The 10,077-nt window shown below is 77.3% G+C and carries 10 protein-coding genes and 1 rRNA gene; 2 read left to right on the top strand and 9 right to left on the bottom strand.

Going from position 1 to position 10,077, the window contains the following annotated elements; all coding sequences use genetic code 11:
- Positions 1–29: 29 nt before the first annotated feature.
- Genes recN through DQ238_RS12170 form a run of 4 tightly spaced genes read right to left on the bottom strand, consistent with a single transcriptional unit; the run spans position 30 to position 4,038 of the window.
- The gene (gene recN / locus DQ238_RS12155) at positions 30–1,949 is read right to left on the bottom strand and encodes a DNA repair protein RecN (protein ID WP_233495906.1); all 1,920 of its coding nucleotides are present in this window, start codon (positions 1,947–1,949) and stop codon (positions 30–32) included.
- Positions 1,924–2,958: an NAD kinase gene (locus DQ238_RS12160; protein WP_113781528.1), complete on the bottom strand. Its 1,035-nt coding sequence runs from the start codon at positions 2,956–2,958 to the stop codon at positions 1,924–1,926. Before DQ238_RS12160 ends, recN begins: the two co-directional genes overlap by 26 nt.
- Positions 2,959–3,001: 43 nt before the next feature.
- A complete protein-coding gene (locus DQ238_RS12165) occupies positions 3,002–3,799 on the bottom strand; it encodes a TlyA family RNA methyltransferase (protein WP_113781529.1) in 798 nt (265 codons plus the stop codon).
- On the bottom strand, positions 3,799–4,038 hold the full coding sequence (locus DQ238_RS12170; RefSeq protein WP_113781530.1) for a hypothetical protein: 240 nt from the start codon (positions 4,036–4,038) through the stop codon (positions 3,799–3,801). Before DQ238_RS12170 ends, DQ238_RS12165 begins: the two co-directional genes overlap by 1 nt.
- Before the next feature lie 207 nt (positions 4,039–4,245).
- Here DQ238_RS12170 and DQ238_RS12175 point away from each other — a divergent pair, with 207 nt between their 5' ends.
- The gene (locus DQ238_RS12175; RefSeq protein WP_233495907.1) at positions 4,246–4,563 is read left to right on the top strand and encodes an alkyl sulfatase C-terminal domain-containing protein; all 318 of its coding nucleotides are present in this window, start codon (positions 4,246–4,248) and stop codon (positions 4,561–4,563) included.
- A gap of 291 nt (positions 4,564–4,854) precedes the next feature.
- Here the strand turns inward: DQ238_RS12175 and DQ238_RS12180 are convergent, their stop codons facing one another.
- Positions 4,855–5,931: an HAD-IIA family hydrolase gene (locus DQ238_RS12180; protein ID WP_113781532.1), complete on the bottom strand. Its 1,077-nt coding sequence runs from the start codon at positions 5,929–5,931 to the stop codon at positions 4,855–4,857.
- On the bottom strand, positions 5,928–6,323 hold the full coding sequence (locus DQ238_RS12185) for a M48 family metallopeptidase (RefSeq protein WP_199506312.1): 396 nt from the start codon (positions 6,321–6,323) through the stop codon (positions 5,928–5,930). Before DQ238_RS12185 ends, DQ238_RS12180 begins: the two co-directional genes overlap by 4 nt.
- Before the next feature lie 108 nt (positions 6,324–6,431).
- Here DQ238_RS12185 and DQ238_RS12190 point away from each other — a divergent pair, with 108 nt between their 5' ends.
- Positions 6,432–7,754 carry a DUF1015 family protein gene (locus DQ238_RS12190; RefSeq protein WP_255418049.1) on the top strand — a complete coding sequence of 441 codons (1,323 nt, stop codon included), beginning with the start codon at positions 6,432–6,434 and terminating at the stop codon, positions 7,752–7,754.
- Between the two features lie 7 nt (positions 7,755–7,761).
- Here DQ238_RS12190 and DQ238_RS12195 read toward each other — a convergent pair whose 3' ends face one another.
- The 3 genes from DQ238_RS12195 to rrf form a co-directional block, all read right to left on the bottom strand.
- The gene (locus DQ238_RS12195; protein ID WP_113781533.1) at positions 7,762–8,121 is read right to left on the bottom strand and encodes a single-stranded DNA-binding protein; all 360 of its coding nucleotides are present in this window, start codon (positions 8,119–8,121) and stop codon (positions 7,762–7,764) included.
- A gap of 100 nt (positions 8,122–8,221) precedes the next feature.
- Positions 8,222–8,965 (bottom strand): tol-pal system YbgF family protein, encoded by a 744-nt coding sequence (locus DQ238_RS12200; RefSeq protein ID WP_113781534.1) that lies wholly within the window; start codon positions 8,963–8,965, stop codon positions 8,222–8,224.
- 990 nt (positions 8,966–9,955) lie between these two features.
- Positions 9,956–10,072 (bottom strand): 5S ribosomal RNA (rrf, locus tag DQ238_RS12205).
- Between the last annotated feature and the right edge of the window lie 5 nt (positions 10,073–10,077).

Genomic DNA, 10,077 nt, shown 5'->3' on the forward strand with positions numbered 1-10,077 from the left:
GCCTGCGCCCCCGACGGGGCGCGGCGCGGTCAGGCGGCCGTCCTGGCCGTCGCCGCCACCTCCAGCAGTTCGCGGGCGTGCGCCTGGCCGGTGCCGCTGTCGGCGAGCCCGGAGAGCATGCGGGCCAGCTCCCGCACCCGGTCCTCGCCGTCGACGGCGCGGATGTCGGTGGCCGTCACACCGGCGCCGGTGTCCGGGGACTTGTCGACCACCAGGTGGGTGTCGGCGAACGCCGCGACCTGGGCCAGGTGGGTGACGACGACGACCTGGTGGTCGCGGGCCAGCCGGGCCAGCCGCCGGCCGATCTCGCCGGCCGCCTGGCCGCCGACGCCCGCGTCGACCTCGTCGAACACCATGACCGGCACCGGATCGGCACCGGCGAAGACCACCTCGATGGCGAGCATGACCCGGGACAGCTCGCCGCCGGAGGCCCCCCGGTGCACCGGCCGGGGCGGGGCGCCGGGGTGGGCGGCCATGAGCAGGGCCACCTCGTCGAGGCCCTCGGGCCCCGGGTGGTCGAGGTCGCTGTCGATCGCGAAGGAGACGCGGGCGCTCCTCATCGCCAGCCCGGCCAGCTCCCGGCCGACCTCGGCGGCGAACCCGTCCGCGGCCGCACGCCGACCGGCCGAGACCTGCGCGCCGAGGTCGGCGACCTCGGCGCGGGCGGCGTCCCGGGCGGCCTCCAGGGCCTGCAGGGCCTCGTCGGAGACGTCGAGCTCGTCCAGGCGCCGGCGGGCGTCCTCGGCCCAGGCCAGGACGCCGGCGGCGCCGTCCCCCGGGTCGGCGTACTTGCGCACCAGCGCGGTGATCGCCGCCCGGCGGTCCATCACCTCGGCCAGTCGCGCGGGATCGGCGTCGAGGTCGGCGACGTAGGTGGCCAGCTGGCCGGCGACGTCGGACACCACCGCGACGGCGTCGCCGAGGTCCTGCGCCAACAGGAGGAGCGTGGGGTCGTCGGAACCGGCCAGCGCTCGCTGGGCGATCGCCAGCGCCGCGGTGGCGTCCTGCGGCAGGTCCTCGCCGAGGTCGCCGATGACGTCGCCGACCAGGGCCACGCGGGCCTCGTCGGCTGCGGCGCGCAGCGCGTCGGCGTCGGACAGCCGCCGCGCCTGCGTGTCGAGCTCCTCGTCCTCGCCGGGCTGGGGAGCGACCGCCTCGATCTCCTGCAGCCCGTGCCGCAGCACGTCGGCGGCCTGCGCCAGTTCGCGGGCCTGCCCGCGGCGGCGCTCGAGGTCGCCGGCCAGCTGTCGCCAGCGGACGTGGGCCTGCCGGTAGCGCTCCAGCAGCGCGAGGTGGGCAGGTCCCGCGTAGCGGTCCAGCGCCCGGCGCTGCTCGGCGGGGCGGGACAGCCGCAGCTGGTCGCTCTGCCCGTGCACGGCCAGCAGCCCCTCGGCCAGCTCGGCGATCACGCCGACGGGGACGCTGCGGCCGCCCAGGTGGGCCCGCGACCGGCCTTCGGCGCTCACCGTGCGGGCGAGGATGAGGGTGCCGTCGTCGTCGGGTTCGGCGCCGGCGTCGGCCGCCCGCTCCCAGACCGGCGAGTCGGGTGACAGGGCGAGCCGGCCCTCGACGCCGGCCCGCCCGCCCGCGCGCACCCGGCCGGGGTCGGCGCGGCCGCCGAACAGCAGGGTCAGGCCGGTGACCACCATCGTCTTGCCGGCGCCGGTCTCGCCGGTCACGACCGTGAGGCCGTCGCCGAGCTCGAGGGTGACGTCATCGATGGCCCCGAGCCCGCGGATGCGCAGCTCGGTCAGCCGGCCCGGCCGCGCCGCGCTGCCCGGCCCGGCGGCGTCCGGGTCCCGTGCCGCCGGCGGCTCACCCGGCCGGACCTGCCCGGCCTGCCGCGCCGGCTCCGGCTGCTGCGCGTCCTCCCCGGACCGGGCCGGCTCTCCCCGCCCGGCCGCCCGCGGCCGCCGCTGTGCCTCACGCGTCGTCGTCCGTGCCGCCACCGCGGCCCTCCTTCCCCGTGTCCCCGCGGACGAAGTCGCGGGTCAGCACGTTGCGCGGCGGGCGCAGCTCGTGGCCCGGGTCGTGGGTGCGGGCGTCGCGGAACCCGCGCACGGGCAGCCCGAACTTGGCGACCAGCCGGTCGCCGAAGGTGGTCGCGTGCACCCGCGCGATCCGCACCGGCCGTGCGGCGCGGTGCACGTCGACCCGGCCGCCCTCGGGCACCTCCAGCGCCCGCCGGCCGTCGGCGGAGACCCGGGCCCGGTTGCCGTCGATGGGGAGCGCGACGGTGAGCACCGAGTCCGGTGAGGTGACCAGCGGCCGACCGAAGAGGGCGTGGGCGTTGGAGGGCACCACCAGCATCGCCTCGACGTCGGGCCACACCACCGGACCGCCGGCGGAGAAGGCATAGGCCGTGGACCCGGTCGGCGTGGAGAACAGGATCCCGTCGCAACCGAAGCTGGTCAGCGGGCGACCGTCGATGGCGAGGACGACGTCGAGCACCCGCGAGCGCACGGTCTTCTCCACCGACGCCTCGTTGAGCGCCCACGTGCCGCCGACGACCGCGCCGGCGGCGTCGAGGACGTCGACCTCGATGGCCAGCCGCTTCTCCACCGAGTACTCGCAGCGCTCGATGGCGGTGAGCGCCTCCTCGACCGCCTCGGGCTCGGTCTCGGCGAGGAAGCCGACCCGCCCCAGGTTGACGCCCATGAGCGCGGCGTTGCTGTAGCGGGCCAGCTCGGCGGCGCGCAGGAAGGTGCCGTCCCCACCGAACACCATGACGATCTCGGCGCCACGGGCCGCCTCGGCGTCGGCGGGCACGACCTGGGCCCCCTCGATGCCCAGGGCCTCGGCCTCGTCCTCCAGCAGCCGCACGGTGATGCCCGCCCTCGCCAACCGGGCGGCCGACCTGCGGGCGAGCTCGACGATGTCCTGGCGGCCGGTGTGCACGGCCAGCAGGACGTGACGGGTCCCGCTCGGCGGCCACGAGGTGGGATTGACCTCTGTCACGTGTCCTCCTCGGGAGCGCCGGCTGCGGTGCTCGGTCCCTGCGTCACGATGGTCCTTCCTCGACGGCGCGGCGCACGTCCTGCTCCCGCGGCGGGCCGGCGTCCCGGCGCAGCCACAGGAAGAACTCCACGTTGCCCGCCGGGCCCGGCAGCGGGCTGGCGACCACCCCGGCGGTTCCCCAGCCCAGCTCGGCGGCCCCGCGGGCGACCTGCAGCACCGCGTCCTGCCGGTGCGCGGGATCCCGCACCACACCCCCGGCACCGAGCCGTTCGCGGCCGACCTCGAACTGCGGCTTCACCATGGGCAGCAGGTCGGCCGTCTCGGTGGCGCAGGCGCTCAGCGCGGGCAGCACCAGCCGCAGCGAGATGAACGACAGGTCGGCCACGACCAGGTCGACCGGCCCGTCGATCTGCTCGGGGGTCAGCGTCCGGACGTTGGTGCGCTCGCGCACCCGCACCCGCTCGTCGGTGCGCAGCGACCAGGCCAGCTCGCCGTAGCCGACGTCGACGGCGACGACCTCCCGCGCCCCCCGGCGCAGCAGCACCTCGGTGAAGCCGCCGGTGGAGGCGCCGGCGTCCAGGGCGCGGCGGCCGTCGACGGCGACGGGGAGAGCGTCGAGGGCGCCGAGCAGCTTGTGCGCGCCCCGAGAGACCCAGCTCGGCCGGTCGGGGTCGGCGCGGACGACGACGGGGGTGTCGGCGCCCACCCCCGTGGCGGGCTTCGTGGCGGCCCGCCCGGAGACGGCGACCCGGCCCTCGGCGATCAAGGTGACGGCGTGCTCCCGGGACCGGGCCAGGCCCCGCCGCACGAGCTCCGCGTCGAGCCTGCTGCGGCGGGCCATCAGAGCTGGTCGATCGTGGCGAGTTCACGCTGCAGCCGGGCGTGCTCGGCCGCGAAGACGGCGACGTGTTCGGCCACCGGCCGCTGCTGCAGGTCGGCGAAGCGGGCGCCGTCGTCCGCCGGGCGCGGTGCGACGGGCAGCGGTGCCGTCGGGTCGGGGACCGGCGCCGGACCGCCCGTCGGGCCCGGACCGGGCCGGGGCGGGCCCGGGACCGGTCGCGGTCGGCTCGGCTCGGTCATCGCTCGCCTCTCGGGTCGTCGGCCGCGTCGCCGCGGCGGCGGAGGATCGGGGACCGGTGGCGCCGGTGCGGTCCGGAGCTCACCCCCTGGCCCGCGAGGTTACCGGCCGAGGACGACGGGCACGGGCTGACGACCGGCGCTGGCGCTGGGCCGGCCGGTCCCTTCTCGCGTTGGAGGCGTGCCCGCGTGGCGACGATGGAGCAGTGCATGAATGCCCTGGAGAGCATCCTCGGGGACCTCGCGGCCAGCCCGGCGGCCCGGGGCCTGGACCGCAGCCTGTCCTGCCGGCTGCCCGACCTGGGGCAGGTCGTCCGCGGCCGGCTGGCCCGGGGCTCGGTGCACGACCTGCGGGCCGAGCCCGAGGGCCAGTCGCTGGAGAAGGCCGACATCCGGCTCACCATGAGCAGCGACGACCTGGTCGACCTGACCGAGGGCCGGCTCTCCTTCGGCCCGGCCTGGGCCTCCGGCCGGGTCAAGCTGGAGGCCGGGCTGCGCGACCTGCTGCGGCTGCGCATGATGCTCTGACCAACTGCTCCTCGACCAGCTGACGCCTCATGGCTGCCCGGCACCGGCCTGCGCCGGTCCCGGTCGACAGGCCCGCCGCCGGACAGCCGCCGCTGGCCACTCCCGCTCACCCCCGCTCGGCCTCGCCGGCCGCCGCGGCGCCCGACGAGCCGGCGGCGAGGCCCGCGGCGACCGCCGCTCGGGGTCGCGCGTCGCCCGGGCGGCGGGACTCGAAGACGGACAGGACGCGCGCGGCGCGGGTCGGCCACCCACCGGACCCGGGTCCGGCGCTCCGGCTCGTCCCCGGTCACCTCAGCCGGGGAGCGCCCAGGACCGCACCGCGGCGGCCGCGGCCCGGTCGACCGCGCGCACCCGCGCCGGGGCCGCGGTGCCGGGGTGCTGGACCCAGTGGGCGACGCACACCGCGCGCAGACCGTCCAACCCATCACCGGTGTCCGCGCCGGGGGGGTCGCACCCCAGCTGGAGCGGGCCGCCCTCGCCCACCGGCCGGGCCCACCAACGCCCGCACCGCCACGCTCCCGCGTTCCGCAGGACGGCCGGATGGGCGCGCAGCAGCCCGGCGGCGTCCGCCGACAGCAGGTCGGGACGCTGGTGCGGGCCCGCGGCGAGCAGGGCCGGGGGTTGGGTGACGCCGGAGAGGACGAGCAGGCTGGCGGCCCCGGCCCGCTGGCCGCCCTCGATGTCGGTGTCGAGACGGTCACCCACGACGAGGGGGCGGCGTGCCGCGGTGCGCCGGACGCACTCGGCGTGCATGGCCGGGTCGGGTTTGCCGGTCACCAGGGGCCGCCGACCGGTGACGGCGCTGACCACCCCGACCATCGCGCCGTTGCCGGGCAGCGGTCCCCGTGGTGAGGGGATGGTGGCGTCGGCGTTGGTGGCCACGTGCTCGGCACCGTTGCGGACGGCGACCACGGCCTCGGCCAGCTGCACCCAGCCCACCTCACGGCCGTAGCCCTGCACGACCGCGGCCGGCTCGTCCTCGGCCCGGGTGACCGGGGTCAGGCCTGCGGCCCGCAGGGCGGCCGCCACGCCCGGCCCCCCGACCGGCAGCACGCGCGCCCCGGCACCGAGCCGTTCGGCGACCACCGTGGCGGCCGCCTGCGAGCTGGTGATCACATCTGTCGGGCCCGCGGGGACGCCGAGGGCGGTCAGGTGCCCAGCCACCTCCTCCGGTGTCCGGGACGCGTTGTTCGTGACGAAACCCAGTCGCATGCCCGCGGTCCGGGCGGCGGCCAGCGCCTCGGGCACGCCGGGCACCGCGTCCGGTCCGACGTACACCACCCCGTCGAGGTCCAGGAGCGCGACGTCGAACACCGCGGTGGGTGGCCGGGCGGTGCCGGTGGCGAGCGAGGGCTCCGGTGCGGTCATGCCGTCTCCCCGCTACGCCGGTTGCGGACCCCGCGTAACGCCCGCGAGTAGTGCCCGAGGTCGGGGCGCATCGCGACGGCGAGGGCCAGGTGCTCAGCGGCGAGCTGGAGGTCGCCGGCCCGGCTGGCGGCGAGTCCGAGGCCGAACTGGGCGTAGTCGTCACTCGGATTGCGGGTGATCAGCTCGCGGAAGGTGCTGATCGCCTCCTGGTAGCGGCCTGCGTCGTACTGCGCTCGGGCCAGGGCCTCCAGCAGGCTGCGCGAGCCCGGCTCCGCCTGCGCGGCCCGAGCCAGGAGCGTCGCCGCGGCCGCGGGGTCGCGGTTGGCGAGCAGCTGCAGACCCCGCTGATACCAGTCGTAGACGTCGCCGTCGGGCATCCCGGCGTCGGACACAGCCGCCCCCTCCGTCCGGGTGCCGCCGCTCGGCCCGCGCACCTCCGGTCCGCCTGCGGGACCGGCCGCGACGGCGGACCGGAGCGCACCACTCCTACGATCCACGTCGTGCCCTCGTCGTCGGCGGACTCCCCACACCCTGCAACGACAGAGCTCGAGGTCCGGCCGTTCCGCGCCTTGACCTACCGGCGACGAGACCCCGGCCACCTGGCCCGGGTGAGCTCGCCAGCCTACGACCTGGTGACCCCGGAGGGGCGCGAGCGCCTGGCCGCGGCCGACCCGCACAACGTCGTCCGCCTCATCCTCCCCCATGTCGCCCCCCCGCCGGGCACCTCGGCTCCCGACGCGCTGCGCCGGTCGGTCGGGCTGGCCGCGCAGACCCTGCGACGGTGGGAGGTGGACGGCGTGCTGGAACGGGACCCGGAGCCGGCGCTGTGGGTCTACGAGATGCGCCCGCCGGAGGGGACACCGGCCACGGTCGGCTGGCTGGGCGCCGTCGCCCTGCCACCGGCCGGTTCCCGGGCGGTGCTCCCCCACGAGGACACCCATCCTGCGGCCGTGGAGGGCCGGCGGGCGTTGCTGGACGCGACCGACACCGACCTGGAGCCGATCGTGCTGGCCCACGATCCGCAGCCGGAGGTCCCGGGCCTCACCGCGGCCGCGCGGCGGGGCGCGCCGACGCTGGCGGTGACCGACGCCGACGGGATCCGGCACGAACTGTGGCGGGTGACCGACCCGGGGCTCGTCGAGCGGCTCACCGCTGCCCTGGCCCGGACCGGAGCGGTCATCGCCGACGGTCACCACCGCTTCGCCGCGGCGCAGGCCCATGCCCGCACCCGCTCCGGAACCCCCGGCGGGCACGCCGTCCTGGCCCTCCTGACCCCCATGGGGCCGGGTGGGCTGCGGGTGCTGCCGATCCACCGGGTCGTCCCCGACCTGCTCCTCGACGACGCGCTGGCCGCGGCGACCGCCGGCTTCCGAGTGACCGACGTGCCCGTCGACGCGGGAGCGGCAGGCGGCCTCGCCGCCGCCGTCCGGGAGTGGCTGGCCGACGAGGCCGCGACCGGGATCCTGGTCAGCGACGGTCGCCGGTTGATCCGGCTCGGCGAGCCCTCGGCGGAGGTGCGCGCGTCCGTGCCCGCCGAGGCGCCGGCGGCGTGGCGCGGGCTGGACGTCGTGCTGGCTCACCACGGCCTGTTCCAGCAGCTCTGGGGCCGCAGTGACGACGCTGGCGGCGTCCTGGTGGCGCACAGCCTCGAGGAGGCGCTGGCCGGCGCGGTCGCGCGTCACGGGCTGGCCGTCCTGCTGCGTGCCCCGTCGCCGGCCGACGTCGCGGCCGTGGCCCGCGACGGGGCGCGGATGCCCCGCAAGTCGACGCTGTTCGTCCCGAAGCCGCGCACCGGCCTGGTGCTGCGACCGCACGCGGACTGACGGCAGGTCACGCCGTCCGGACCGTGGTCCCGCCGGACGAGCGGGGCACCTTGCGGCCGCGACGGCAGTTGACCTCGCACACCGACGCCGTGCCGGTCGGTGTCCGCCAGAAGCGGCGCTGCAGAGCTCCCTCCACCTCCACCACGTCACCGGGCTCCCATGCGGCGATGCGTCGCTGCAGGCCGCGGTCGTAGGTGATGCAGGTGAGGACGTCGACGGACTGCCCGCGGGCTCGCGGTTCGGGCCGGCGCACCACCAGACGGAAGGTGACCAGCGTGTCCCCGCTGGGGAGGTCCCGCAGCTCGGCGGGGGCGGACACCCGCCCGCGGAGCACCACGTCGTTCCGGTCGATGACAGCCACGCTCATGACAGCAGCCTCGCCGCCACGCGGTGGGCGGACCAGGCCCGGACCCCGTCTGTGGATGACGGGCGGGAGTGTGGACGAAGGCCGGGGTCGGTGTCGGCGGTCAGTGCTGTGTGTCGTCCTCCGGGAGGTCGGTCTCACCCAGGAGCTCGGCGACCTCGGCCTCGATGTCATCGGCCTCGATGTCGTCGACCTCGATGCCGTCGGGCTCCGCGGCCGCGGAGTCACGCTCCTCCGGACCAGGGGAGGGCGCGGACTGAGCGGTGTCCACGCCGCTCGTCCCGGCGGGTGGCTCCTCCTCGGAGAACTCGACGTCCAGTTCGTCTGAGGTGTGCTCTGCGACGGCGGCGTGCCACTCCTCGGCGCGGGGGTGCTCGCCGATCGCGGCGAGGAGGTCGGCGTAAGCGGTGGCCAGCCGCTGGGTCCTGGGATCGGTGAGGTCGACGCTCTCCGGACGCGGACGGCCGCCGAGGGCGCTCTCCAGGACCAGCCGGGCCGCCGGGAGCTCACCGAGGTCCTGGCGCGCGCCGGCCTCGACCAGGCGCAGCTCGGCGGTCGCCTCCGGGTCGGGGTGCTCGGCGAGCGCCTCGCGCACCAGCCGGAGCGCGACCTCCGGTCTGCCCAGGGCCCGCTCACAGTCGGCGAGCACCGCCCGGTGTCCGCGGTCACCGCTCATCCGCCGGTAGGCCCGCAGCTCGCGCGCGGCCTCCGCGTAGTCACCGGCGTGGTAGGCAGCGACCCCGACCGCCTCCCGGACGACGGCGATGCGCGAGGCTCGATCCCGGGCCGCGCGAGCGTGCGCCAGCGCCTCCTCGGGCTCCTCATCGACGAGCGTGCCCGCGGCCACCAGGTGACCGGCGACGCGCTGGGCGTTGCGTGGGTCGAGGCCGCGCAGCGCCTGGCGGATCCCCGGGTCCAGGTCGCGCGGGTCGGCCCAGTCAGGGACGAGCGGTCCTCGGGGGGCGGGAGGGGTGCGGCGGGTGTCCGGCTCAGGGCGCGGGCGGCGGTCCGGGCGACCGCGACGGTCGTCGGACGGCCGCCGGTCCCGCCAGCTGCTGCCCTCGGTGGCCGCACGCTGCGGACGGCGCTCCTGCCACTCGCCTCGCGGCGCACCCGACCGCCGTGGAGGCTCGCTGCGGGGCCGGTCCTGCCACGGCGGCCGGTCGCCCTCCCGGTCAGCGCGGGGGCGGCGCTCCTGCCAGTTCCCTCCCGAGGAGCCCGGTTGCCCACCTCGGGGACGGCCCTCCTGCCAGTCCCCGCGCGCGCCGACCGGGCGCTCTCGAGGCTCGCCGCGCGGACGGTCGTGCCACTGGTCCCGCTCAACGCGGGGACGGCGCTGCTGCCACCCGCCGCGGTCAGCGGTCGGGGGTTCGGCGCGGTCGCCGCGCGGGTGCCCACCGCCCTGCGACCGGTCCTCCCGTGCCCGGTCCCTGGGCGGCCGGTGCTCCCGCCGGTCGCCACGAGGAGCACCCGACCCGGGCGGCCCCTCCTGCCCCGGCTGCCGCCGGTGCGGCTGGTCACGGTCAGGTCGGGGCCCCTGCCAGGAGCCGCTGCGGGAGGCACCGGGACGGTCGCCGGTCGATCGGCGCCCCTCCCAGGATCCGTGGGACGACGTGCCGCCAATGGGGTTGCCGTCCCCTCGAGGCCGGCCGTGGCCTACGCCGCCTCGACCCCCCCGGGGACCGCGTCCGCCGGAACCAGCGGCACCTCGCCGCGGAGATGTCATGACTGTCTCGTACCTCGCTGCCGGGCAGTGTTCGCGGGCGCTGCACCGGTGTGCTGGAAATGGCGGAACGGGGGTCAGAGCGGATGGCTCTGACCCCCGTTCGCACGGGGTGTCCGGCGGTGTCCTACTCTCCCACCCCGTTGCCGGGGCAGTACCATCGGCGCTGAGAGGCTTAGCTTCCGGGTTCGGAATGGGTCCGGGCGTTTCCCTCTCGCCATGGCCGCCGTGACAGC

Source organism: Geodermatophilus sp. TF02-6 (assembly GCF_003319115.1).
GTDB lineage: Bacteria > Actinomycetota > Actinomycetes > Mycobacteriales > Geodermatophilaceae > Geodermatophilus.

What these genes read in the sequence shown, in the direction of transcription:
- DQ238_RS12165 (WP_113781529.1), bottom strand. Translation starts at nt 3,799, where the DNA reads ATGGCCCGCCGCAGCAGGCTCGACGCGGAGCTCGTGCGGCGGGGCCTG.
- DQ238_RS12170 (WP_113781530.1), bottom strand. Translation starts at nt 4,038, where the DNA reads ATGACCGAGCCGAGCCGACCGCGACCGGTCCCGGGCCCGCCCCGGCCC.
- DQ238_RS12175 (WP_233495907.1), top strand. Translation starts at nt 4,246, where the DNA reads ATGAATGCCCTGGAGAGCATCCTCGGGGACCTCGCGGCCAGCCCGGCG.
- DQ238_RS12180 (WP_113781532.1), bottom strand. Translation starts at nt 5,931, where the DNA reads ATGACCGCACCGGAGCCCTCGCTCGCCACCGGCACCGCCCGGCCACCC.
- DQ238_RS12195 (WP_113781533.1), bottom strand. Translation starts at nt 8,121, where the DNA reads ATGAGCGTGGCTGTCATCGACCGGAACGACGTGGTGCTCCGCGGGCGG.